Annotated in this window: 29 protein-coding genes and 2 pseudogenes; 23 read left to right on the top strand and 8 right to left on the bottom strand. The window is 45.2% G+C overall.

Annotation, left to right across the window (positions count from 1 at the left end):
• Nucleotides 1-1,449, bottom strand: a 1,449-nt coding sequence (locus NT010_07120) for a PAS domain S-box protein (protein ID MCX5805822.1), incomplete at its 3' end; no start/stop codon positions are given.
• A gap of 225 nt (nucleotides 1,450-1,674) precedes the next feature.
• On the opposite strand from NT010_07120, the gene NT010_07115 reads away from it, so the two are divergent.
• On the top strand, nucleotides 1,675-1,812 hold the full coding sequence (locus NT010_07115) for a hypothetical protein (protein MCX5805821.1): 138 nt from the start codon (nucleotides 1,675-1,677) through the stop codon (nucleotides 1,810-1,812).
• Between the two features lie 162 nt (nucleotides 1,813-1,974).
• Here NT010_07115 and NT010_07110 read toward each other — a convergent pair whose 3' ends face one another.
• The 4 genes from NT010_07110 to NT010_07095 all read right to left on the bottom strand — a co-directional run bounded on the left by NT010_07110 (nucleotide 1,975) and on the right by NT010_07095 (nucleotide 5,058).
• Complete coding sequence (locus NT010_07110) at nucleotides 1,975-2,784, bottom strand: metal ABC transporter permease (protein ID MCX5805820.1); 810 nt, start codon at nucleotides 2,782-2,784, stop codon at nucleotides 1,975-1,977.
• 95 nt (nucleotides 2,785-2,879) lie between these two features.
• On the bottom strand, nucleotides 2,880-3,650 hold the full coding sequence (locus tag NT010_07105) for a metal ABC transporter ATP-binding protein (GenBank protein MCX5805819.1): 771 nt from the start codon (nucleotides 3,648-3,650) through the stop codon (nucleotides 2,880-2,882).
• Between the two features lie 20 nt (nucleotides 3,651-3,670).
• On the bottom strand, nucleotides 3,671-4,630 hold the full coding sequence (locus tag NT010_07100) for a metal ABC transporter substrate-binding protein (protein ID MCX5805818.1): 960 nt from the start codon (nucleotides 4,628-4,630) through the stop codon (nucleotides 3,671-3,673).
• Nucleotides 4,627-5,058, bottom strand: a complete 432-nt coding sequence (locus NT010_07095) for a transcriptional repressor (GenBank protein MCX5805817.1) — start codon at nucleotides 5,056-5,058, stop codon at nucleotides 4,627-4,629. The genes NT010_07100 and NT010_07095 overlap by 4 nt, the downstream gene beginning before the upstream one ends.
• Before the next feature lie 513 nt (nucleotides 5,059-5,571).
• Between NT010_07095 and NT010_07090 the strand changes: the two genes are divergently transcribed.
• The 22 genes and pseudogenes from NT010_07090 (at nucleotide 5,572) to NT010_06985 (ending at nucleotide 19,490) form a co-directional block, all read left to right on the top strand.
• Entirely contained in the window at nucleotides 5,572-5,739 is a 168-nt protein-coding gene (locus tag NT010_07090; GenBank protein MCX5805816.1) for a hypothetical protein, read from the top strand.
• Nucleotides 5,705-5,944 carry a type II toxin-antitoxin system HicB family antitoxin gene (locus NT010_07085; protein ID MCX5805815.1) on the top strand — a complete coding sequence of 80 codons (240 nt, stop codon included), beginning with the start codon at nucleotides 5,705-5,707 and terminating at the stop codon, nucleotides 5,942-5,944. Before NT010_07090 ends, NT010_07085 begins: the two co-directional genes overlap by 35 nt.
• A 94-nt stretch (nucleotides 5,945-6,038) precedes the next feature.
• Nucleotides 6,039-6,410 carry a pyridoxamine 5'-phosphate oxidase family protein gene (locus tag NT010_07080; protein MCX5805814.1) on the top strand — a complete coding sequence of 124 codons (372 nt, stop codon included), beginning with the start codon at nucleotides 6,039-6,041 and terminating at the stop codon, nucleotides 6,408-6,410.
• A gap of 161 nt (nucleotides 6,411-6,571) precedes the next feature.
• Nucleotides 6,572-6,853 carry a type II toxin-antitoxin system Phd/YefM family antitoxin gene (locus NT010_07075; protein MCX5805813.1) on the top strand — a complete coding sequence of 94 codons (282 nt, stop codon included), beginning with the start codon at nucleotides 6,572-6,574 and terminating at the stop codon, nucleotides 6,851-6,853.
• On the top strand, nucleotides 6,850-7,146 hold the full coding sequence (locus NT010_07070; protein ID MCX5805812.1) for a type II toxin-antitoxin system RelE/ParE family toxin: 297 nt from the start codon (nucleotides 6,850-6,852) through the stop codon (nucleotides 7,144-7,146). Before NT010_07075 ends, NT010_07070 begins: the two co-directional genes overlap by 4 nt.
• Before the next feature lie 196 nt (nucleotides 7,147-7,342).
• Nucleotides 7,343-7,492: pseudogene (locus NT010_07065) on the top strand (tyrosine-type recombinase/integrase).
• A gap of 134 nt (nucleotides 7,493-7,626) precedes the next feature.
• Nucleotides 7,627-7,968, top strand: coding sequence for a hypothetical protein (locus NT010_07060; GenBank protein ID MCX5805811.1), 342 nt, complete (start codon nucleotides 7,627-7,629; stop codon nucleotides 7,966-7,968).
• A 115-nt stretch (nucleotides 7,969-8,083) separates the two neighbouring features.
• Nucleotides 8,084-8,962: a DUF5655 domain-containing protein gene (locus tag NT010_07055; protein ID MCX5805810.1), complete on the top strand. Its 879-nt coding sequence runs from the start codon at nucleotides 8,084-8,086 to the stop codon at nucleotides 8,960-8,962.
• 75 nt (nucleotides 8,963-9,037) lie between these two features.
• Nucleotides 9,038-9,745, top strand: coding sequence for a hypothetical protein (locus tag NT010_07050; protein ID MCX5805809.1), 708 nt, complete (start codon nucleotides 9,038-9,040; stop codon nucleotides 9,743-9,745).
• Between the two features lie 76 nt (nucleotides 9,746-9,821).
• Nucleotides 9,822-10,496, top strand: coding sequence for a DUF5343 domain-containing protein (locus NT010_07045; GenBank protein MCX5805808.1), 675 nt, complete (start codon nucleotides 9,822-9,824; stop codon nucleotides 10,494-10,496).
• Nucleotides 10,497-10,729: 233 nt separating this feature from the next.
• Nucleotides 10,730-11,035 carry a hypothetical protein gene (locus NT010_07040; GenBank protein ID MCX5805807.1) on the top strand — a complete coding sequence of 102 codons (306 nt, stop codon included), beginning with the start codon at nucleotides 10,730-10,732 and terminating at the stop codon, nucleotides 11,033-11,035.
• A gap of 96 nt (nucleotides 11,036-11,131) precedes the next feature.
• A complete protein-coding gene (locus tag NT010_07035; protein ID MCX5805806.1) occupies nucleotides 11,132-11,704 on the top strand; it encodes a hypothetical protein in 573 nt (190 codons plus the stop codon).
• 86 nt (nucleotides 11,705-11,790) lie between these two features.
• On the top strand, nucleotides 11,791-12,327 hold the full coding sequence (locus NT010_07030; protein ID MCX5805805.1) for a hypothetical protein: 537 nt from the start codon (nucleotides 11,791-11,793) through the stop codon (nucleotides 12,325-12,327).
• 54 nt (nucleotides 12,328-12,381) lie between these two features.
• A complete protein-coding gene (locus NT010_07025) occupies nucleotides 12,382-12,921 on the top strand; it encodes a DUF2284 domain-containing protein (protein ID MCX5805804.1) in 540 nt (179 codons plus the stop codon).
• Between the two features lie 894 nt (nucleotides 12,922-13,815).
• Nucleotides 13,816-14,577 (top strand): annotated as a pseudogene (locus tag NT010_07020) (class I SAM-dependent methyltransferase).
• Nucleotides 14,578-14,709: 132 nt separating this feature from the next.
• Nucleotides 14,710-14,874, top strand: coding sequence for an EthD domain-containing protein (locus NT010_07015; GenBank protein MCX5805803.1), 165 nt, complete (start codon nucleotides 14,710-14,712; stop codon nucleotides 14,872-14,874).
• A gap of 218 nt (nucleotides 14,875-15,092) precedes the next feature.
• The gene (locus NT010_07010) at nucleotides 15,093-16,178 is read left to right on the top strand and encodes a CoA transferase subunit A (GenBank protein MCX5805802.1); all 1,086 of its coding nucleotides are present in this window, start codon (nucleotides 15,093-15,095) and stop codon (nucleotides 16,176-16,178) included.
• 126 nt (nucleotides 16,179-16,304) lie between these two features.
• Nucleotides 16,305-16,553, top strand: coding sequence for a hypothetical protein (locus NT010_07005; protein ID MCX5805801.1), 249 nt, complete (start codon nucleotides 16,305-16,307; stop codon nucleotides 16,551-16,553).
• 63 nt (nucleotides 16,554-16,616) lie between these two features.
• Nucleotides 16,617-17,414 carry a glutaconate CoA-transferase gene (locus tag NT010_07000; GenBank protein MCX5805800.1) on the top strand — a complete coding sequence of 266 codons (798 nt, stop codon included), beginning with the start codon at nucleotides 16,617-16,619 and terminating at the stop codon, nucleotides 17,412-17,414.
• 80 nt (nucleotides 17,415-17,494) lie between these two features.
• Nucleotides 17,495-18,052 (top strand): class I SAM-dependent methyltransferase, encoded by a 558-nt coding sequence (locus NT010_06995; GenBank protein ID MCX5805799.1) that lies wholly within the window; start codon nucleotides 17,495-17,497, stop codon nucleotides 18,050-18,052.
• A gap of 274 nt (nucleotides 18,053-18,326) precedes the next feature.
• Entirely contained in the window at nucleotides 18,327-18,932 is a 606-nt protein-coding gene (locus NT010_06990) for a class I SAM-dependent methyltransferase (protein ID MCX5805798.1), read from the top strand.
• A 159-nt stretch (nucleotides 18,933-19,091) separates the two neighbouring features.
• Entirely contained in the window at nucleotides 19,092-19,490 is a 399-nt protein-coding gene (locus NT010_06985; protein MCX5805797.1) for an endonuclease domain-containing protein, read from the top strand.
• Nucleotides 19,491-19,999: 509 nt separating this feature from the next.
• Here the strand turns inward: NT010_06985 and NT010_06980 are convergent.
• The 3 genes from NT010_06980 to NT010_06970 all read right to left on the bottom strand — a co-directional run bounded on the left by NT010_06980 (nucleotide 20,000) and on the right by NT010_06970 (nucleotide 22,357).
• Complete coding sequence (locus NT010_06980) at nucleotides 20,000-20,353, bottom strand: rhodanese-like domain-containing protein (GenBank protein ID MCX5805796.1); 354 nt, start codon at nucleotides 20,351-20,353, stop codon at nucleotides 20,000-20,002.
• A complete protein-coding gene (gene thrC / locus NT010_06975; GenBank protein ID MCX5805795.1) occupies nucleotides 20,350-21,825 on the bottom strand; it encodes a threonine synthase in 1,476 nt (491 codons plus the stop codon). Before thrC ends, NT010_06980 begins: the two co-directional genes overlap by 4 nt.
• Nucleotides 21,826-21,931: 106 nt before the next feature.
• Nucleotides 21,932-22,357, bottom strand: coding sequence for a hypothetical protein (locus NT010_06970; GenBank protein MCX5805794.1), 426 nt, complete (start codon nucleotides 22,355-22,357; stop codon nucleotides 21,932-21,934).
• Between the last annotated feature and the right edge of the window lie 178 nt (nucleotides 22,358-22,535).

The following is a 22,535-nucleotide window of genomic DNA, read 5'->3' as shown; positions in this document are numbered from 1 at the left end:
GCTTTGCACCTGACTTTCAATCCGTGTGAGCTTTTCATAATGGGGATGGGATGGATCGAACTCCATCAGCATAAGTGAAGCATAGCCGCGGATCCCCATGAGGAGGTTGTTGAAGTCGTGGGCAATGCCTCCTGCAAGGGTGCCTATTGCTTCCATCTTCTGGGCATGGCGGAGCTGGGATTCAAGGCGTGTTCTTTCTTCTTCAGCCTGCTTGCGGGAGGTGATGTCTTCAACGGTGCCTTCGTAATAGAGCGTCTCACCGTTGTTGTTACGAACAGCACGGGCATTTGTGGAAACCCATATCTTGCTTCTATCCTTACGATAGAGTTCAAATTCGAAGTTAACGACAGCGCCTTCTTTCTCAACTATTTCTCTGTATTTTTCCTGATCTTCGGGATTCACGAATATCTGGCTTCCAATATCAGTAACGGTAGTCATCATCTCCTGAGGAGATTCAAAGCCGTGCATTCTGGCAAGGGCAGGATTGACACTTATGTATTGTCCTCCAGGTAATCCCTGATATATACCTTCAATGGCATTATCGAAGATGGAGCGGTATCTTTCTTCACTTTCCCGAAGCGTATCCTCGGCCCGCTTGCGCTCGGTAATGTCCCTGAAATACACAAGCGCGACCGGTTCACCACGGAATATAGTCCCGGCACCGGAGATGTCCACAAAGATTGGTGTACCGTCCTTGCGAATACCCTTAAACTCGTAGTTCGACGGGGCGGGTTCGCCTCTTTGTCTCTTCCTGTTGTACTCTATAACCATAGGAAGAGCATCGGGGTGCACAGTTAGCTCATGGGTTTTCCCTATGACCTCATCAGGGCTGTCGTAGCCGAAGATTTCCAGGAATTTCTTATTCACATATATGTGCTTGTCTCCCCTTAACAGGGCTACCCCGTCGTTGGAGTGTTCTATCGCTATCCGGTAACGTTCTTCAGATTCAACGAGCTTTCTCTCAGCTTCCTTCCGCTCTGTAATTTCATGAGAAAAAATGGCTACTCTTGATGCCTTCCCTTCCTTATCAAAAACAGGGTAGCAATATGTTTCGAAGAACATCCCTCCCCTGGCATCTTCAAAGTGCACTGGTTCACCGGAAAGGATAACTTTATCGTGTTGTTCTTTTCTAACCCTCGTGACTTCTGGAGGGAAATGGTCGTACAGATAGCTTCCGATGAGTTCCTTGACGCTTTTGCCCAACCTCTGGGCCACTACCTCATTCGCCAGAAGAACCGTACCTCCAGTGTCAATGAGCAACAAGGTTTCTCTTGTAGCATTGATCAATGCCTGGAGTATCTCTTCGGTCTCCTTCAATGTTTCTTCCTGCTGCATGTATGTAGTAAGTAATGTTTTCAGATCACCAACCTGCAGGCGCGACTCTGCCAGTTCATGCATCAGTTGTTCTTTCGTCTTGTGTTCGTCCATCATTATCTTAACACTATACACTATTTTCAAGTCCAGGGCCTCTGAAAATTTCCATATTCATAATCGCTCTTTCCGTTTGAAATACAGTATGAAGGAAGTGATGTTCAAGCTAAGGACTTCGGAAGTTATTTGTGCTTCACCCCCACCCACATTTTCCCATCCGAGGGGGAGGCAAAGGTATTGTCATAGTTGTATGAAAAATTGACTCACAGAATGATTATTGACAAGCTTTTACAAAGAGAAAACATGGGGAGGGAGAAAATAGAAATAGAAATGAAGAAACTCACCACCTTCTTTATTCCGGATTCACATAAGTGTATATGTGAATCCGGGTTGAGTGGGCAGCGGCATGTCGGGGATTTTGCAGATGTGGATGGGCTGTGAGATTTGCAGGCCGTAAGCGTACTTAATGTACGCTGGAGGATCGCAAGGCGAAGCAGACCGCCGCAGATCAATATCCCCGACATGCCGCTGACCGTCCAGGAGAAAAGAGCTAAGAATAAGCAAGAAACAGAACAATTACATAACCGATGGAGGGGAGAGGGCTTACGAGCGCAGGGTTTTATAGATAAAGGCGCAGATAAAAAACAGGATATTCAAGAGCACAATTGTAGCCCCTGTGGGCAGGTCCGCAGCAAAAGAGATGCAGATACCAATTACAACAGACAGTACCCCTGCAATAGAGGCAATGAACATGGTAGACCTGAAGCTTCTTGCCATCTGCAGCGCCGTAACAGAGGGTATTATCAGAAGGGCTGATACAAGCATGATCCCCACCATCTTCATAGCAAGAACAACCGTTAATGCGGTGAGGAGTACAAGGATCGAATTGATCCTTTTTGTATTGACTCCCGATGCTTTGGCAGACTCTTCATCAAAAGTCACTGAAAGGAGCTCCTGGTAAAAGAGCAATATCACGGTAATCAGTATGATTGACAGGACAATTGAGGCTATTACCTCTTCAATGCTGATGGACAATATATTCCCGAAGAGATAGCTGAAAAGATCCACATTGAAGCCGCCGGCAATGCTCGCCATCATAACTCCTGCTGCAATCCCGAGGGATGATACAATGCCTATTGCCGCATCCCCATAGATACGGGCTTTTTCTACCAATTTCAGAATACCAAGCGAACTCAGCATCACAATAGGCACTGCCACATAAACAGGAGAAGATTTAAAAAAAAGCCCGACGGCAATGCTGCCGAAGGTGACGTGAGCAAGACCGTCTCCGATGAGCGAAAGACGCCTCAGCACAAGAAAAACCCCGAGCGTTGAGCATAAGATGGCAATGAATGACCCGGCAATGAGCGCCTTCTGGACAAAACCATGATTGAGAAAATCGAGCATATTTATCATATCAATTTCGGATTGTCCCGATTTTATCGTGATTAAGCCCCGGTAATTGCAAGTCATTGACCTGTTTTAATTTATCATTCATAATTCAACACTCATAATTGGTTTATTGTATCGTGTCTGTGACAAATCAAATGCTGTGAATATTCACCAAAATAATTCGCCATATCGGTGGATATGCAAAAAGACTCAAAACTTCCGTAAAAGATGATCTTTTTGTCAAGATAGAGGAGCTTTGATGCATATTTACCGATTGTCCCTGTGTCATGGGTAATAATGATAATCGTTACCTTCTTCTGCTCGTTAAGCTCTTTCAAAAGGCTGAAAAATTTCTCTCTTGTCTCAGGGTCAAGGGCGGTTGTCGGTTCGTCAAGGATGAGCAACTCGGGCTCGCTTACTATTGCCTTTGCAATAAGAGCTCTCTGCTGCTGCCCGCCTGAAAGCTCACCGACAAGCTCATTCTTGATATTCGTAATGTCCATTAATTCCATAGCATTGCCTACTGCCATTTTGTCAGCTTTGCTTAGCCATTTTGGAAGCTTTTTTCTTGAAAGAAGACCCAGTGCAACAATTTCTTTTACTGTAGCGGGAAAGTTGGGATTAAAAGAAACGATCTTCTGCGGCAAATACCCGATTTTATACCAGTCCTGGAAACCGGCAGGGTCATAGCCGAAGAGTTTGACAGTCCCCTTAGTTGGTTTGTAGAATCCGAGAAGCAGCTTTATCAGCGTTGTCTTGCCTGACCCGTTCGGACCGACAAGCCCGATATAACCGCCTTCGCTCAAATCAAATGATAAATCGGTGAGGACATCCACGGCATTATACTGAAAAGACAGCCCATCCACTGATATGACTTCTATTGACATTCAAACCCGCCCTTTAAATTTTACTGACATTCAAGCCCGACCTTTAAGTTTTTCAGATTTTCCTCCATTACGTCAAGGAAAGTTATACCTTTATCCATATCTTCTTTGCTGATATTATGAGCACCGTGAAGTTTCAGCATGGTTGCCCCGGTTTCCCTTGATATAACCTCGGAAACCTTTGGTAATATCAGTTCTTCAAAATATATGTATTTTATATCGTATTGTTTCAGTTTGTTTTTCAATTCGATCAGGCGTTTCGGGGTGGGCTCCGCATCAGGAGACCCGTGATATGCCGCAATATATTGGAGATTATATCTCTTTGCAAGATAGTTAAAGGCAAAATGGCCGCCGTGGACAAAAGTATGCTTTTTACATGTCAAGAAAGCTTCCCGGTATTTTGCATCCATTCCGTTCAGTTTTGCCTTATATGCCAGGGCATTTTTTGTATAATAATCCCTGTTACCTGCATCCTTCTCTATCAGGCTGTCGAGAATGTTATCCACTATCTTTCCGGCATTTGACAGGTCAAGCCATATGTGGGGGTCTATCTTTCCATGCCCGTGCTTATTGTCATGGTCTTTTTCATCTTCTTTTTCCTTGTTTAAAACAATGCCCCTGCTCGTATCAACAACAACGAGCTTCTTGCGGTCTACCCCTTTCAGGATACTCTCAACCCAGGGTTCCATAAATTTACCGGTATATATAAACACGTCGGCATTATTTATTCTCAGCATGTCGCCCGGTTTCGGTTCAAAACTGTGCGGCTCTACACCTGGAGGCAGGAGCAGCGTTACCTGCGCCTTATCGCCGGCAATATTTCTTGTAAAATCATAGAGGGGGAAAAGAGTTGTAACGATATTTAACTTTTTTTGCCCTGTTGGGAGCTGTTCTGTCTTCCTGCAGCTTATCATAGTGAGAGAAAGCGCTAAAATCAGCAAAAAGCTTAAAAAATTCCTGGTTTTCAAAAAACCTTTTGTCATATTGATATCACCTTGTTCTTCAGACATGTATTACAAAACCCGTAAACCTGCAGCAAATGAGATACCACATGACCCTTCAGGGTGCTTTCGACCTCGTCCTCAATTTCCTTCATCCCGCAGAATTGAATATCCTCCACCTTTCTGCAGGAAATACACACGAAATGGTGGTGGTGACCGGCATTATGGCAATAGAAATAGTAGAGTTTGCGGTCAGGGTGGATAACCTTGATAATTATATCTCCCCTTGACAGGTCTTCGAGGTTTCTGTAAACAGTGGGAAGACCGATGTTCTTGAACTTCTCTTTCATCGTGTTCCAGACCTCTTCAGGCCCCAGATACCCCGGCGCTTCCGCCAGTATTTCGAGAATAGCCAGCCGTTTCGGTGTGGCTTTCAGATTCAGCGTTTTCAACTGTGTGATAAAGTCCATGATCTTATTTTATACACAAATGAAACTTATTTTCAATTAAGCATCATATTATGCACTCAAATGCGTGGCAAACATAAGTAATGATGTAGATTGTATAATCATATAAATGATAATAGTTTTTATTCCCACAGAATGCATGGAGTGTCCCATCAGAAAATTTATTAGGAACCAGTTATAAAATGATATTATGCAACATGCTGTTATTATTGATTTATCGACTATTACAGGAAATCCGTGTAAATGTTACACGGATTTCCACAATTGCTTTCACAGTGAGAGCAATTTTTTCCGGCAGTGCCCTGTGAGAGGCAATGCCTTTAATTCTTTTCCCTCTCGCCCACTCCCTTATGGTCGTTCGGGCAGGTAAAATATTGGACCTTGGGACATTGCTCAGGCATCTTTTTAATTGTTTATAAATTCCCCAATATCAAATATTACCTTGCATATTTAAATGATGTGTTTCAATATACAAGGATGATCCAAAGAACCTTCCAGGAGGCTATCATCACTTCCATGAAAAAATATCCGGTTGTCGGCATTCTTGGTCCCAGGCAGGGTGAATTTACCCTATTTCAGGTAATGGAAATGAAGACGCGAAGCACTACCAGGAAAAAGCAGTACAAACTGCCATTGAGGAGGTTAAAAAATGACCCCTGGATCAAAATACGTAAAAATCATTGAGTGGTCAGACACTGATAACTGTTTCATAGGTAGTTGTCCTGAACTTTTCTATGGCGGGTGTCATGGAGACGATGAGCGCGAAGTATTCAACGAACTTTGTGAGATTATAGAGGAAACAATACTGCTCTATAAAGAGGACAACAAACGACTCCCTGTACCGATATCTGGCAAAGAACTTGTGAATAAGTTACAAAAAGTAGCATAACCAATCGCTGGAGCCAATCGGCAACTAAGAGCGTTGCCTCTGGCTCAGCTTGTCGTTAGACAGAACAACAAACCAAACAAAAGGAGGTAGTCAAATGATTCCGGAAAAATTGCTGGAAATTTTGAAACAGGATGGGGTTGTTGCCATTGCGACATTGGGACAGGATGGGCCGCATATGGTCAATACCTGGAATAGCTACGTCAGAATATCATCAGATGGACGATTGTTTATTCCTGCAGGTTACATGAACAAAACAGAAGCTAACGTTGCCTACAACCCCAATGTGCTGATTACGCTGGGAAGCAGCAAGGTTCAGGGCTTGCGTGGGGCTGGTACCGGCTACCTGATCAAGGGAAAGGCGGCCTTTATTACGTCCGGACCTGATTTTGATTTCATGAAGGCAAAGTTCAGTTGGCTGCGAGCCACCTTGGCCATTACTATCGATTCTGCTACTCAAACTTTGTGAAGGTGAACAAAAGTAAGATGAAAGGGGACATTCTTTAAGAAGTAAATAACATCAGGAGTTTCTTACTTTCTTAGGAATATCCCCTTCGTTTTCCCTGAAAAGAATATTGACTGACATATTTAAAGTACGTTATAATGTACGTTATTTATGTGAGGTGCCATATGAAAAGAGTTAGAGTCAATGAAGATATTAGACCAATGTCGGAGTTTCGCACCAGTATTGCTTCCTTCCTTAAACAAGTACACGACACAAAACGCCCCATGATCATTACACAACACGGCAAAGGAGTAGCTGTTCTGCTCGATGCAGGCGAATATGAGGCAATGCAGGAGAGAATAGAGTTGCTCCAGGACATACAGATATCCATCGGTCAGATTGAAACCGACCAGGGAGTAGACCATGACCAGGCCAAAAGAACTGTATTGGACCGTATCAGGAAATGAGGATTATCTGGTCTCCTCTCGCAATAGACAGGGTCTCAGAGATCGCCACATACATAGCTCAAGAGAATCCCGCTGCCGCAGAAAAGTGGGTAGACACGGTTTTTCGGAAGGTGGAAGATCTACAGGACTTTCCTGAAAGCGGCAGGGTCGTACCTGAAACCGAAAACAAAGCTATAAGAGAGCTGATATACGGAAACTACCGACTGATTTACCGGCTTGAAGAGAAGAGGATTTCAGTGCTCACTGTTCGGCACGGAAAGCAGATCTTGCCGGTTGATGAAATTACGGTATAACCCATCGTTGCACCCGACCTGCTTAAACGCAGGCGTACTGCCTGTATGTCGAGGAATGTGACGACGAGATAGCGAAGTTATATTATTGAAGGCGAATTGGTATGAAAAAAGCTTGACATGTTATTGAAATAGCAGGACAATAGAAATAAAAAAGGGTGGGCATCAGGGGCAGGGGGGATCATTAAAGATTTTCTATCATTCTCTTGCAACTCACCTATAGGATACAAACTACGATATAAAAACCGTCCAGAAACTTTTGGATCATGCCAATGTTTCAACAACAATGATTTACACCAACGTATTGAATAAAACGGGGCTTAGCGTTAAAAGACCCCTGGATGGATAAGAGATATTCAAGGCTGCCGTATATCCCGACTATGACGGGGGACATACGGCTTCGGTGGAGGAATATTGGGATATACAGCCGTAGAGATGTATAGTTAATTGTTATGACCAGAAACGGCAAAAAGGAGAGACGATATGCAATTCAAACAAATTGAAACAATAGCCATCAAAATCCTTCAAGACGCAGATGAGAAGTTTCTATTTCCTTATCAAATCTTCAATCGGATAAGAACACGGGACCCGGTACTAGGAAAGAAAATCGAAACCGCTTATGCCACAAAATCAGGCAAGCCGATAATGGGTGAAGGGGCTGGTATTTACTACTCTGCTGCTTCCTTTGTTGCAAAAGCCTTAAACAAGTTCAAGGATGCACACCCTGAAATCAAAAAGGAATGGTTCGATTCTAACGACATCGAAGTTCAAGGCATAGTGCCGGGCAACAAAGAGGCAACTTCAATTTGGGCATGGAAAGACTGAGAGAAGAAAAGAGGAAGTCATAACAAGGCGTTGGAGCGGATCGCCCAAAAATAGGGCTCCCGCTTAACTTTTTGTTATACGCCCATGAAACAATACCAAATAGGAGGTGTTGAAATTGAGCAACCTGAAATACGTCAAGCCTGAAAGGATTTCCATCAAGGGTCACTCTGAATTAAATGAGCGTTGGCTGCAGGAGCGAATTGCCGAGGACCCATCCCTTCTTGGGCTTGGTGATCTCATCCTGAAGGACAAAGAAAGAATTCATCACCAAGGCGGTCGTCTGGATCTTTTGTGCCAGGACGCAGAAACAAACAGGCGCTACGAGATTGAAATCCAGCTTGGGAAGTCAGATGAGTCGCATATCATTCGGACAATCGAGTATTGGGATATCGAAAGGAAACGCTACCCACAATACGAGCATACCGCAGTTCTGGTGGCAGAGGAAATCACAGGCCGCTTTCTAAATGTCATTGGGCTCTTTAACGGCTTCATCCCACTCGTCGCCATCCAGATACAGGCATTCCGGCTTGGCGATCAAGTCTCGCTTGTATTTACAACCGTCCTGAATGAAATGCGCCTGGGTCTGGTCGATGAAGACGAAGAAAGCCAGGAAGCAACAGACAGAACATACTGGGAAAAGCGCGGAACGAAAGGCACGTTGGAGATTACAGACTCATTGTTGAGCTTGGTGAACGAGTTCGCGCCAGATCTAACACTCAAGTACAACAAGTTTTATATCGGCCTAGCCACAAAAAACGGTCAGCCGAACAACTTTGTTATCTTCCGCCCTAAGAAGGGCTGGGTAAGGTTTGAACCACGCCTTGATCGTTCAGAAGAAATACAATCCAAGCTGGAAGAAGCTGGTATTGATGTCATGGAGTATGACAGCCGGTGGGGTCGTTACCGTATCCGTCTTGGAAAAGGAGATGTCAAGAAACACGAACCACTCCTCCGCGAACTAATGAAAATGGCTTACGGTGATGCCGGTGAATAAAGGTATAACCATACCATCCAGCGAATGGGCATAAAGCAGGCCTCTCGCTGATGGCTATGTTGTGAAGGAGAGAACATGAAAGCACCGTGGATGGATGGACCAAGTGAACTATTGCAGCATGCCCTTGATCATATGATGCTAGGGCGCGATTTTGATAATCGCATTGCGATGGTCAGCACTGACAATGCTGTGGAACTTACGATAAAGACGTTTCTTGGTCTACCAAAGCGGGGTCAGACCAAGTCAGGTCCGGGAAGAAAAGAGCTGGAGGACGCAGGGGAGTCTTTCCCAGATCTCCTTAATCTCTTGGAAAAGTATGCCTCAGATCGCATAGTGGGGCTCAGCCTTAACGATATCGAATGGTATCATCGTTTACGCAATCAACTTTACCATTCAGGCAATGGTATCACGGTTGAAAAGAAAAAGGTCGAGACATATCTCGAATTAGCCATAACTCTTTTTGTGAGTTTGTTCGATGAAATGCCGGAGCTATCTCACACCGGAGCCATAAGAACCAGTACCGGTGAGTTCCTCGATCTGTGGGTTCAGTTTGAGCGAGAGCTTAGGAATAGACTTCCGGAGAAGACCGGACCGGCCTACTACTGGAAGCGTGATTTTCTTAAAGAACTTTCGCCTGAAACAGAGATTCTTTATTCATCTGTATCTCAGTTTCGAAATGAGGTTGTTCATGGATTGAGTGAACCCGGTGTCACAGAGCTGCAGGAAGCTACTGCTGCCTTACGGAAGCTTTTGGATCGGGTGAAAACACTGCCGAACAAATAGCTGCACCGGACGTGGCAAAACAGTGAGCCACGCTGGTGAGCATCATATTCGGCCGCAAACAAAAGGAGGATAAGATATGCCAGAACCTGAAAAGAAAAGTTATCCCATGATTGCTGGGAAGGTGTGGTGGGGTCTAGGAGAACGGTTCAAACGAACTATCCCCGCTACAGTATCGTCGTCGTATATCGCGTCAGTGCTCAGCATGTCGGATGTTTCCGCGAGGAACAATGTCCTTCCCGCTCTGCGCGGCACCGGACTGATCGACGACACTGGTAAACCAACCGACCTTGCCGTGAAGTGGCGAGATGATGTGCACTACAAGGAGGCATGTGGCACCATTATCAAAGACGCGTACCCACAGGAGCTGATCGATCTTGGCGCGGACAGCAAGCATGAGGTTCAACGTTGGTTTGCAACCCATTGTCGCGTTGGCGCAAGTGCGGCCGGCAAGATGGCAGCGTTGTACTTGTTGTTGCAGGAAGCCGACCCTTCTAAGGCAAATGGGCCAAGCGAGGGAGAATTAAAGCCACATAAAAGCGTCACGGGGTCGGCAAAGCCCAAGGTAGACGTGATTGAGAAGGCTCGAAAGCAGCCCCCTGAGAGTCAGAACCAACAGGACAAGAAAGTTGAGGGAGGACAGGCGCCGCAAATCCATTTTGACATTCAGATTCACATCTCTCCGGAATCGACACCAGAGCAGATAGAAGCCATTTTTGCCTCCATGGCCAAACATCTAAAAGACCTGCGATAGCGACGTAGAAAATGGACGAAAGCTCATATGCCAAAATAGCGCTTGCAACGGCACGTCGTCTTCAAGCGGCAGCTGCATCGCTCCATCGGCAGTTGGCATCGGAGGTCACAGCGCCCACAGACCAGCCAGTCCTACCGCATTCACTATTCCAAGGAACGCGTGGCTACATCGAAAAAATTGTCTTCCAAATAAACCGTAGCTACACAGGTACTTCCTATGATGCTTGTGCGGTCATGATTCGACGTTTAATGGAGGTCCTAATCATCGAAGCCTTTGAACATAGCGCCCTTGCAGCCAAAATCCTCGACGCGAACGGGAACTATTCCCGTTTAGAAGACTTGGTCAGGTGCACCCTCGCAGAAAATTCATGGACACTTGGGCGAAACACGAAGACAGCACTATCGAAATTGAAAACCATTGGGGACCAGTCGGCACACAGCCGGAGATATAATGCCCGGAAGGAGTACATTGACGACATTATCGTGGATCTCCGAGTGTCTGCCGAGGAGTTCCTGTATCTGGCCGGTTTAAAGACCTAGCTGAGGAGGCCGAACAACCGGTTGAAGATGGATCGGCAAATCCGCTTCGCTCCTTTGCCGCCCACTTAACCGCGGCGTTAGGGCAGGAGACTACGTATGAGGAACTGGGAAGACTGCATAGTTTCTTATTTCGATCTGATTGGTATCAGTAGACTGATTAAACCCGGGAATAGCAAGGCTACCGATCTTATGCGGCAACTCCACGTCTTGGTCTACAAAAGCATAAATATGGATATGCCGGCCCACCGACACGCTTATGCATGGAATGACTCCGCTATGTTTCTTGCCTTTCCAAAGAATGACGGCGGCTACGAGACCATAATGCGGGAACTTAATGCAGTCAAACCTCGAATTGATGAAATCTGCCATAGTTATGCCATTTGCGTGAAAGGCCAACCCATACCGGAACCACCATGTACTTATGGTACGGAGGTAGGCGGTCAGTCAAAATTCATTTTCTTTAAAGCATCCGGTTACGCTTTCAAGAATTGTTTCACGGTGGAGGAGCAACTGAAGAAACACAGAATGGATTGGTACATCGATAGCTGGATTACGCGAAAGATTCGGAACTTCCCAAACTTCCCGAAAGCTAAACCGCACAAGGTAGCCATGCTACCCACTAATAGGAAGCGCGATATCTATGTGCTTAAGGGACAAATATGGGAATAGCTGTAACAAGTAGGTGAACCGGACGTGGCAATAAAACGCGCCACGCCGTTTACCACCGTGCTAGGGTTATTAGAGGTAACAGATATATGGGCTATACAGCAATCATAATTAGTACCTCAGCACTAGCCTTTACTGTTTTCAGCTTTTGGTGGATGAACTGGCGAAAAGGAAAAATCTGCCTCGGATCGAACTTAAGAAGCTATGCTGCATGTGCAAGCCAAAACAGACTACTTATCGAGCTGCCTTTGATTTTCTTCAATACCGGGGCAGTCCCTCTGGTTGTAGAAAACCTGAGATTACACTTTCCAAAGATCACTGAAGAAAACAAGTATCTATTTTTTAATGCCACCGTTGCCAAACTTGGTACTGTTGAGGATAGAGGTTTTGCAAAACCTTTTTCAATTCGTGGCGGAGATGTCATGGAGCTGATTTGCGAATTTCAAAACACCTCGACATCATTTAGATTTGAAGAAGGTGAGCATGAATTTAAGATTCAGGCGCTACTAGGACATAAAAAACAATGGATAACCCTAAGGGAATATACAATTAATGCTCACGGAAATGAGTTAGAAACTTTGAATGCGAGACTAATCACGCATGACAACCAGAAAATGCAACGCTAACCACCGTATCAACCCGGACTGGAGCCGGTTATGCGGAGCGTTGGGAGGTATAAAATGTTGGAAAAGGCAGTACTGGAAAAGTTGTTTATAGATCATGGATTTCCTGATTTCAAATGGATTGAAGCGAAAGATATCGTGGTGTCGCAATGGGTGCGATTCAGATGTATGTTTGGTTGTCCAGCTTACGGCAAGAGAGGAACGTGTCCTCCCAATGTCCCATCTATTGATGAGTGCAGGCAGATGATTTCAGAATATACTCAGGGGGCGGTGTTTCATTTTAAAAAAGAACTGGAGAAACCTGATGACAGGAAAGCGTGGAGTAAAGGAGTTGTCTTGAAGCTCATGGAACTCGAAAGAGAAGTATTCCTTTCCGGCTACTACAAAACATTTCTTATCTCGTTTGATGCATGCGGTCTTTGTGAGACCTGCGACGCTGATCGTACGAAATGTAAGAACCCTAAAATTGCCCGGCCGGGCGCCGACGCCATGGGTATAGACGTGTATGCAACCGCCCGCAGTATAGGTTATCCTATTCAGGTTTTAAAAAACTATGACGAAGCCATGAATAGATACGCTTTTTTGTTGATTGAGTAGAACTGGACGAGACGGGGACACCGTTCAATATTTCAATTAAACCCATATTTTCCATTAGGATCGACAACGATGTCGGGTTGTCCCCGGCAAACACGCTCATTGCGCTCCGGCGGCTTCAAATACCGGGGCTTGCGTCGCCCCCTCCACCAGCAGAGCTGTCGGAGCCTCCCCTTCTCGCCCACGGTGTGGGCTGGTTTATGCTCGCGTTCGGCTTCGGAACTTCTGCTTATGCAGAAGACCCAGCTTCCTTGCCTCACGACGGTTTGCTCAGGACAGCCCGACATCATTGTCAATGACATATCTGGGTTAAACGGATGGCAGGAAGTAGAATGAAAAGTCATAAATCTTCAAAAATGAGACTTTTCAGACACTGTGTCTGAAACATTTTTAGAAACTGTTGCTAAAAAACTTAATATCCCTGAAAAGCCAATACAGGCTTTGGTTTGGACAATTAAGTATATTTTGCATTCACTGTGAATGCAAATATGGAAACCTATTTTTAAATTGTATTTTATGGAGTACAGAAAGGCAAAAAAGAAGGTTCTTAAAAACAGCTGGTGAACCTTCCCGCAGCAAAGCTGCGGGGTATCACCGGAAAGAGGCTCATATCCCCCTCACCCTGCCCTCTCCCCCGGAGGGGCGAGGGCAGGTAGTAACCCTGCAGGAAGCTGCAGGGCAAGTAGTAACCCTGCAGGAAGCTGCAGGGAATCATTTGGATTGAAAGTTGAGAAAAGAATAAAGACAAAAAATAAAATAGAAGATATAATAAAACAAAAACATGGAAGCGCCGATAGAGGCAAAAAGTAGTTTCAACGCTGGAGTTAATCGGCGGAAAGAGGCGCTCCGCCTCTGTCTCAGCTTTTTGTTAACACTAAAACGAAAGGATATAACAACATGAAACAATGGTATGAAGAATTATTTGAAAACTACGGAATTAAATATGATAACGAGTGCTACACACAGGGCACCATTGGTGAATGCGACTTTATTGAAAAAGAGATCAATTATGATAAAAGCCTAAGGATACTGGATATCGGGTGCGGAACAGGCAGGCATGTAATTGAGCTGACAAAAAGAGGCTATACCGTTATGGGGATCGATCTTTCAGATTCGCAATTAGAACGGGCAAGATAAAAGGCATCAATGCATAATCTGCAGATTCTTTTTCAAAAGAATGATGCCAGGAGTCTCTCATTCTTACATGAATTTGACCTGGTCATCATGCTGTGTGAAGGAGGATTTTCACTGATGGAGACCGACGAAATGAATTATCAGATTCTCCGGAATGCCTCCAACGCCCTAAAGCCGAAAGGGAAACTGATATTTACTACCCTGAATGCGTTATTTCCCCTGTTCCATTCTGTCAAAGATTTCTTTGATTCAAGCACAAAAGAGGGGAACGCAAAATGCGGCGACATTTCATTTGATCTGATGACCTTCCGGGAACACAACACTGTAAATACCGAAGATGATCTTGGAAACAAAAAAGAACTCCAGTGCAACGTAAGGTATTATATACCATCAGAAATAACCTGGTTGTTAAAGACCCTTGATTTCAATAAAATGGATATTTGCGGTGCGAAGCTTGGTGCTTTTAGTCGGGATGACAAATTATCGACTGAAGATTTTGAAATGTTAGTAATCGCAGAGAAATGATTGCGAAATGTTAACCAAGCACTGAACCTGATTGCAGCTTTTCGGGCCACTCCGGGTCGGCTTTGCGTTGAGCTATAGCAAGGAGATGAATGCATGATAAAATTTGTTTTTTGTGCAAAGCGCCATCCTGGTATGACACGGGCTGAAATTCAAGATTATTGGCTAAATCATCATGGCCCCTTATTCAAGAAGTTCGCAGACAACTATAGGGCAGTACGTTACGTGCAGAGCCATACTATAGATTCACCGCCTTCTTTATCCCGGATTCACATAAACGTATATGTGAATCCGTGTTGAGTGGGCAGCGGCATGTCGGGGATGTTGCAGATGTGGATGGGCTGTGAGATTTGCAGGCCGCAGGCGTACTCAATGTACGTCGGAGGATCGCAAGGCGAAGCAGACCGCCGCAGATCAATATCCCCGAACATGCCGCTGACCGACCAAGATAAAAGGGCTAAAGCTGCTCAAGAATCATAGCAGATAACTTTTGACAATACCATCTCAGGAGGGAGCAGATGTTAACAGGGATCAATTCCAAAATCACAGAAATAACCCAGGTTGACAAGGAGATTCTCGATAAGCAAAGAGCCAGAAAAGAGGACTTTGAGTATTGGGGAGCCACGCCTGACCAGGCCAGGAAGGCGGCTGTCGGAAAGGTAAAAGGCCTCGTTGACAAGAGACAGACCATAGAGGAAGCGGTCGGGAAGTACGTGAAAGACGGCATGAACATTGGCATCGGCGGTTTCGTCAACACCCGTGTTCCAACTGCAATCATCTGGAATATTGTGAAAAAGGGAGCCAGGGACCTGACACTCTCCTTTCAGTCGAATTCCATCTGTTGTGAGTGGCTGGCCGGCGCAATGATCGTGAATCCCGATCATCTTTCAGTCAGGAGGGCAGAACTCGCCTGGTGGGGATATGAAATCATCGGCATAGCGCCGCTTTTGAGGCATCTGGCAGGCAATGGCCTGATTGAGCTGGATGATTATACCAACTACGGCATGTCCGCAAGGTTCAGGGCCGGTGCCATGGGTGTCCCGTTTCTGCCGGTGCGGGATCATGGCGGTTCCGATATGGAACTGGTGAACCGCGGCGTTATGATCAAGTGCCCCTTCACCGGAGACAACACGTATCTTGTCCCTGCCTGTCACCCGGATGTCGGCATTGTCCACGTGAGCGCAGCCGACATGTACGGCAATGCCCGCATATTCGGAGCACTGTGCACGTGCCCGGAGATCGCCATGGCCTCTGTCCATACAATCCTGAGCGCCGAGGTCATCATCGACAACATGACTATTCGGAAATATCCCAACCTGACAGAGATCCCCTATCCGGTGGTGGATGCCGTGTGTGATCAGCCTTTCGGCGCCTATCCGGGCGCAGTCTACGGCTCATACTGGTTTGACATGGAGCATTTCCTCATGTTCCGGAGCATCTGTGATAATTTCCGCAAGACTGGCAACAAGGACGGGCTCAAGAAATACTACGACGATTACTTCTTCAACTGCGATACCTGGGATGATTTCATCGCAAAGGTCGTTCCTCATAAGAAACTCATCCAGTTGATGAAGATGGACGGCGGTCAGCCGATAGTCCTCTGATGATGAATCCGGCGCTCTTGCGCTTATAAATCAGACAGGGGTACTTCAGTTACATGAAAAATGATGTATAGAACGAGTGTAGATAAGCTTATACATGGAGAAATCAGGGGTGAGGGGGAAAATGGAATGAAAATGAAGAAATTCGCCCCCTTCTTTATTCCGGGTTCACATAAACGTATATGTGAATCCGGGTTGAGTGGGCAGCGGCATGGAAGAAATGCTTCAGATGTGGATGAGATGCAAGCCTTGCTGACCGAAGACTATACTTTACGTATGTTGGAGGGCGCAAGGAGAAGCAGATCGCCGCAGATGGACATTTCAATCATGCCGCTGACCGACCAAGAGAAAAGAACCATAAGGCAGATAAGCTGCTAAAGAATAAGAACAATATGATGAAAACTTTTGACATAACCCAGACAGATTAAGGAGGCCAGGAATATGGCAGCAACAGATGATATCAATCCCTATGAGATGATTGCTTATACAGGATCAAGGGTACTTGAAGACCAGACGATTGTATTTGTCGGCACGGGTCTACCCATTATTGCTTCAATGCATGCACAGATGACGCACGCTCCCAATATAAATCTAATCTTCGAAGCAGGCTCACTCGCTTCCATCCTTGATCAGGGTATGCCTATGTCCGTGGGTGACACGCGGGCCTTCCGTAATGCCGTGTATGCAAAAGGATTATGCGCTGTCTTTGATCTGACCCAGAGGGGCTATGCGGACTATGCATTTATCGGCGGGGCGCAGATTGATATGTACGGCAATCTGTGTTCCACCTACGAAGGAGGCACCTATGCCAGGCCCAGGGTCCGGTTTCCCGGTAGCGGCGGAGCGGGCGCCATGGCGGCCAACTGCGAGAAGACCATCGCTATCATGGTCCTCGAAAAAAGAAGGTTCGTAAAGAAGGTGGATTTTATCACCAGCATCGGGTTCGGCGACGGGTCGCCTGATTACCGAAAGAAGGCAGGCGTCATGGGATCAGGACCTTATCGGGTAATTACGGACCAGGCACTGTTCGGCTATGATCGCGACAGCAGGAGGATGATGCTGCTGGAATACCTCCCCGGCAAAAGCCCCGAGACTATTCAGGACCTGGTGGATTTTGAGCTTATGATTTCCCCGGATGTAAAGGAAATGGCACTTCCCACTGACCACGATCTCATGCTCTTAAGAACTAAATGCGACCCTGACGGTTTTTTTCTAAAAAGAAAGATTGTCGATGAATAAAAGTATCGGAAACAAGAGGTGACAGAAACAGGCACCGCCGGCTGACTGCTGATGTCAGCTCTTGACAGGAGAAAGATATAGTGATTTGTAAAAAGAATCATATATGCCCGGTAGCAATAGCAGGCAGCCTCGACAATAGAATTCGAAGATGGCTACAAAACCCTCGCAAAATACTTGGACCCTATATTAAAGAAGGAATGACAGTCCTGGATGTAGGTTGCGGCCCAGGTTTTTTCTCTATTGAACTGGCTCAAATGGTTGGCAAATCAGGCAGAGTTATTGCTTCGGATCTGCAGGAAGGGATGCTTCAAAAACTAAGAGAGAAAATTCAGGGAACAGAGCTTGAAGAACGCATCACACTGCATAAGTGCGAAAAGAACAAGTTGGGCTTGTCAGAGAGTGTAGATTTTATTTTAGCATTCTATATGGTTCACGAAATCCCAAATCAGGAAGATTTTTTCAATGAGATAAAATCAATACTTAAGCTGAATGGAAAAATTCTTGTAGTTGAACCGCCGCTCCATACCTCAAAGACGGCATTTGAAGAGACTATCAGAAAAGCCCGGAGCGCCGGTTTTGCGGCTGATGAAAGGCCGAAAATATTTCTTAATAAGGCAGTGATTTTGAAAAAGGGATAAAAAATTCAATGCAGCGGAACGGCCTGAAGTCGGGCCTCGCGCTATTTTTTGTGTTTATCCTGGATATGTCATTGGCAGCGGTGTCGGGTTGTCCTTGGCAAACCGTCGAGAGGCGAGGAAGCTTGGTCTTCTGCGTAAGCAGAAGTTCCGAAGCCGAACGCGAGCGAATGAAGCCGCAGGAGCGTAATGAGCGTGTTTGCCGGGGACAACCTGACACCGTTACTTATCCTAACGGAAAATATGGGTTTATGACATTTTATAAGAGGGTAATCAGATGACAATCGAAGAACGTTACAGAGAAAGATACAAATCAGGGGACACTCCCTGGGACCTCGGTCAGCCGGATTTCAATCTTATTGAAGTTGTGAACGAAAAACCTATTCTGAGCTGCAAGGTCTTAGATATTGGCTGCGGAACCGGAGACAATTCCGTATGGCTTGCCCAAAACCGCTTTCAGGTTATTAGTACTGATACTTCGGACATTGCTCTTGAAAAGGCAAGAGAAAAAGCCTCTAAAGCTAACGTTGAATGCAATTTCATGCTTGTTGATTTTCTTGAGAACAAAATCGAAGGTGCTCCTTTTGGTTTTGTATTTGACAGAGGCTGTTTTCACTTATTCAGTTCTGAAAATGATCGAAGGAGGTTTGCCCAAAATGTCGCTGCTCATTTGGAAGAAACCGGGCTGTGGCTGACAATCGTCGGCAATGCTGATGAGGTACGCCAGAGTCCTGGTCCGCCTCAACGGACTGCAGGAGACATAGTCATGGCAGTGGAGCCTTATTTTGAGGTTCTTTCACTTACATCCAGCCGTTTCGGATCTAATCGTCCCAATCCACCCAGAGCCTGGAGATGCCTGATGCAGAAACGGCATGTCACATAAATGCGTTGGTAGGTAAGGGGATGCTCTTAAGAAAATAAAGGTTCTTTTCCGCATTGAGTGGGTAATGTCCCTCTCCCTTGAGGGGAGGCGGCAATAAGGACAGTGCTTCCAGTTGCCTCTCCCTTGAGGGGAGAGGGTAGGGTGAGGGTGAATAAATCAATGACAAAAGGGTTAACGCACCTTGCAAAAGGTCTCAGAAAAAGATCGACTGATGTGGAACGACTATTATGGAGCCGTTTACGGACAGGCCGATTTGAAGGCCTGAAGTTTAGACGTCAGCACTCTATCGGACACTATATCGTAGACTTTGTTTGCCTTGAAAGAAAGCTGATTATTGAATTGGATGGTGGTCAACATGCTTTGCCTGATACGGTTCCAAAAGACAGACAACGAGATGTTTGGCTTGAAAAAGAGGGCTACACTGTAATGCGTTTTTGGGATAATGAAGTTTTAATGAATACAAACGGAGTTCTTGAGACAATCCAGGAGAGGCTTTACAGGACACCCTCCCCTCAATCCCCTCCCCTCAAGGGAGGGGAAGTAATTACCCACACATAAACGGTTTTGTCATGGTTGAGCAGGTGAAATCCATAGATTATCAAGCACGTAAGGCCAAGTTCATTGGAAAGGCATCGGATGAGGTAATCGACATGGTGCTTTCCATACTTGATGCTTGCATTTTTTGAAGGCCGAATAAATTGATGCAGCAAATCCGTAAAAAATCGTCTCGTTGGTCTCTATGTAACAGTAAAGAGAGTAAAGCAGGTAATTCCAATTTTAAATCAAGGCGCTATCATCGTTGGCTTCGTCATCAGATCCTCGACGTACTGCTATCGTACGCCTACGTCCGGGTACCCGCTTGCGGGTGTTCCCTTGCCGCCTTGATTGCCCCGCAAGTTGAAGCGTGGTAAGTCATTGCATCCTTGATTTAGAATTGGAATAAGACAAAAACCCTATCTTTCAGAGGGATACCTGCCTGCCCAGTCGGGGAACCCTTTAAGATATATTTGAATATTGGTATATCCGAGTTTTTTGGCTGCGACCGCAGCCTTTTTGCTTATTAAATTTCAACTGGACCCGCTGCAATAAAACACAATGGGAAAAGCTTTATCTTTAGGCAGCAGTTCATCGAGATGTCTGAATTGTTCCTGGGGTATATTGACTGCTCCCGGTATGCGGACTTCTCTGTATTCGTACTCGCTCCTGGTATCCACTAAAAGGAAGGGGACTTTTTTATCCATCATCTTTTTCAGCTCTTCCGCTTTTATTTCGTTGAAATCATTGGTAAATTCACATGAGGCAACAAAGAATATCGTCAATATAAAAAACAACGATATGAAAATCTTAAAAAAACTGAATCCTTTCGAATCGTGTTTTTGGCGATCCGTAAAAATCTGCGATGGAAAAATATTCTTCATCATTTTTTCTTAAATATCTCCCTTATTTTATGCTTTGCCTCATCAATCTGACTGTCGCTCAGGCCCATACCCTGCGGTGTTGAATCAGGTTTGTTTTCGATACTGTAAATCCTTTCTGCCAATCCTGCCTGTATCTTCATACCGGGTGGAAGTTCCGGCACTATACCTATGGCTTCCTTCACATCATCCGGGAATTTGCCGGGATCTGCTGTCTCGTAAATCACGGAAGGCTTATCGTGCCGGCCCTGTAAAAATATCTCAAGCGTTCTCCAACCCACTGCACCGTGGGGATCAAGAACAACGTGATGCCTGTCATAAACATTCTTCATTGTCACATAGTGCTGGGGGTTGTTTATGCCGATGGAAAATATATCCCTCCTCATTTGATCCATATCCGGCATCCTGTCAATGATGCCAGGCCTTATTACCTGTCCGGTTTCGGGGTCCCTTTCATCATACATGTGTCCCCCGTAGAAATCTATTAATCTCGCAAGGTTGCTCGGGTGCGACACTATCATGGCAGAGGAGGGCGCTTTTATCGACGGTCTTATTATATATTGACCGCTTTCAAGGAAATCAGGAAACTCGGTATTCTCGTTTACCCCGCAGATGATCTTTGTTACAGGAAGCCCCATCTGTTTTGCAACAACAGTTCCCATCATATCCCCGAAATTCCCTGACGGTACGCTTGCGACAAACCCTTCATTATCTTCGGGAATCCTTGAATATGCAAAAAAGGGATACACTGCCTGGGGCAGAAGCCTTCCGAGGCTTATTGAATTTGCAGAGGTAAATCTCTCAGAGTCTCCAAAAACTTCCTGAGCTAAATCTTTATCACCGAGAATATGCTTTGCCAGGGACTGACACACATCAAAATCTCCATCCACTTCAAAAGCATATATGTTATAGCCCAGTGTGGTCATCTGCCTTCTCTGACCGTCGCTGATTGACCCTTTTGGATAAAACACAATATTATCAATGCGTTCAAGGCCATATAGTGCATCAGCCACTGCACCGCCTGTATCGCCGCTCGTTGCAACGACAACCACCCTCTTTAAATTCTTTTTACCGAGGAAATAATTGAGCATCCTTCCGAAAAAGCGTGCTGCATAATCCTTAAAAGAGTATGTAGGGCCCTGTGTCAGCCACATAATAAATGTCCTGTCAAAAATGTGCTGGACATTGGTCGGGATTTTATCAGCCCGGTAGGCATCGTCGAGAATTGTCTTTAATGCATCTGCCGGTATTTCAGAGGCAAGGTACAGGCTCAACACTTCAAAGGCTATTTCGGCATAAGACATATCCTTCATGCTGCTTATTATTTCAGGAGAGACAAGAGGAATCTCCTCTCGCGGGATCATGTACAGGCCATAATTAGAGGCCATGCCTTTCAGGAGCGCTTCTTCAAAGTTGGCTCTGTCATTGTGATCATTGGTATTATAATATGTAACAGGTTTCATAACAGACTTTAGCATAACAGAATGTCTCCTGTATTTTCAACTGAATGCTTGACGGGTTTTTCTCAATTTTCCCATTAGTGTAACAGGATTACTTTTTTGTTTACTTTTCTTTTTGAGTTTCTTATGGATTATCAAACTGGATTGATGTTATCACCCATTGTCTTTCTTTTAATTTTTCCAATCTGACATGTGTGTCTTTGTCCGGCTCGGCTGTAGCAACTTCATCTTCAATATGTATCGGGACAGTAAAAACATTCCATTCTCTTACATCGGCAAAAATACTTTTCTTATCAGCTGATTTTATTTCACGTAAGATTCTTGTTTTGAGCTCTTCTTTGCTTGCACCTTTTTTTATCTGTCCTGATAAATTGCTTATAACGCTGTTCATATCTAAAAATTCTTCAGCAGTTTCAACACTTTTAAATATAATGGCCTTTTTGAACTGAATAAGAGCGTATCGGGGTGTTGCTTGAAAGTAATAGTATCCTGCATATAAAGCAAGTGCAATTAAAATATATATTGTAACTCCCCCTTTTTCATTTCCCATAACTGTGTATCGCATTATATATCCTCCCTCTCGATCAAATCATCCTGGAACTGTTATTATTAACTTCAAGTGCCAGTACCTCTGGAAGGCGTTTATCACCCGTATGTTTTCCTTCTGCGCTTAGTGTATTCATCGTTATTCATTTTCTCATCAATACTGTTTATGATCAATGATGAAC

Source organism: Pseudomonadota bacterium, from assembly GCA_026388275.1.
Classification (GTDB): Bacteria; Desulfobacterota; Syntrophorhabdia; order Syntrophorhabdales; family Syntrophorhabdaceae; genus JAPLKB01.
This window is presented reverse-complemented; position numbering and strand designations above follow the sequence as displayed.

Bases quoted from the DNA above. Each gene is read 5' to 3' on its own strand.
- NT010_07115 (MCX5805821.1), top strand. From the start codon at position 1,675: ATGGGGAGGGAGAAAATAGAAATAGAAATGAAGAAACTCACCACCTTC.
- NT010_07105 (MCX5805819.1), bottom strand. From the start codon at position 3,650: ATGTCAATAGAAGTCATATCAGTGGATGGGCTGTCTTTTCAGTATAAT.
- NT010_07100 (MCX5805818.1), bottom strand. From the start codon at position 4,630: ATGACAAAAGGTTTTTTGAAAACCAGGAATTTTTTAAGCTTTTTGCTG.
- NT010_07095 (MCX5805817.1), bottom strand. From the start codon at position 5,058: ATGGACTTTATCACACAGTTGAAAACGCTGAATCTGAAAGCCACACCG.
- NT010_07090 (MCX5805816.1), top strand. From the start codon at position 5,572: ATGAAAAAATATCCGGTTGTCGGCATTCTTGGTCCCAGGCAGGGTGAA.
- NT010_07085 (MCX5805815.1), top strand. From the start codon at position 5,705: ATGACCCCTGGATCAAAATACGTAAAAATCATTGAGTGGTCAGACACT.
- NT010_07080 (MCX5805814.1), top strand. From the start codon at position 6,039: ATGATTCCGGAAAAATTGCTGGAAATTTTGAAACAGGATGGGGTTGTT.
- NT010_07075 (MCX5805813.1), top strand. From the start codon at position 6,572: ATGAAAAGAGTTAGAGTCAATGAAGATATTAGACCAATGTCGGAGTTT.
- NT010_07070 (MCX5805812.1), top strand. From the start codon at position 6,850: ATGAGGATTATCTGGTCTCCTCTCGCAATAGACAGGGTCTCAGAGATC.
- NT010_07060 (MCX5805811.1), top strand. From the start codon at position 7,627: ATGCAATTCAAACAAATTGAAACAATAGCCATCAAAATCCTTCAAGAC.
- NT010_07050 (MCX5805809.1), top strand. From the start codon at position 9,038: ATGAAAGCACCGTGGATGGATGGACCAAGTGAACTATTGCAGCATGCC.
- NT010_07045 (MCX5805808.1), top strand. From the start codon at position 9,822: ATGCCAGAACCTGAAAAGAAAAGTTATCCCATGATTGCTGGGAAGGTG.
- NT010_07040 (MCX5805807.1), top strand. From the start codon at position 10,730: ATGATTCGACGTTTAATGGAGGTCCTAATCATCGAAGCCTTTGAACAT.
- NT010_07035 (MCX5805806.1), top strand. From the start codon at position 11,132: ATGAGGAACTGGGAAGACTGCATAGTTTCTTATTTCGATCTGATTGGT.
- NT010_07030 (MCX5805805.1), top strand. From the start codon at position 11,791: ATGGGCTATACAGCAATCATAATTAGTACCTCAGCACTAGCCTTTACT.
- NT010_07025 (MCX5805804.1), top strand. From the start codon at position 12,382: ATGTTGGAAAAGGCAGTACTGGAAAAGTTGTTTATAGATCATGGATTT.
- NT010_07015 (MCX5805803.1), top strand. From the start codon at position 14,710: ATGACACGGGCTGAAATTCAAGATTATTGGCTAAATCATCATGGCCCC.
- NT010_07010 (MCX5805802.1), top strand. From the start codon at position 15,093: ATGTTAACAGGGATCAATTCCAAAATCACAGAAATAACCCAGGTTGAC.
- NT010_07005 (MCX5805801.1), top strand. From the start codon at position 16,305: ATGAAAATGAAGAAATTCGCCCCCTTCTTTATTCCGGGTTCACATAAA.
- NT010_07000 (MCX5805800.1), top strand. From the start codon at position 16,617: ATGGCAGCAACAGATGATATCAATCCCTATGAGATGATTGCTTATACA.
- NT010_06990 (MCX5805798.1), top strand. From the start codon at position 18,327: ATGACAATCGAAGAACGTTACAGAGAAAGATACAAATCAGGGGACACT.
- NT010_06985 (MCX5805797.1), top strand. From the start codon at position 19,092: ATGACAAAAGGGTTAACGCACCTTGCAAAAGGTCTCAGAAAAAGATCG.
- NT010_06980 (MCX5805796.1), bottom strand. From the start codon at position 20,353: ATGATGAAGAATATTTTTCCATCGCAGATTTTTACGGATCGCCAAAAA.
- thrC (MCX5805795.1), bottom strand. From the start codon at position 21,825: ATGCTAAAGTCTGTTATGAAACCTGTTACATATTATAATACCAATGAT.
- NT010_06970 (MCX5805794.1), bottom strand. From the start codon at position 22,357: ATGGGAAATGAAAAAGGGGGAGTTACAATATATATTTTAATTGCACTT.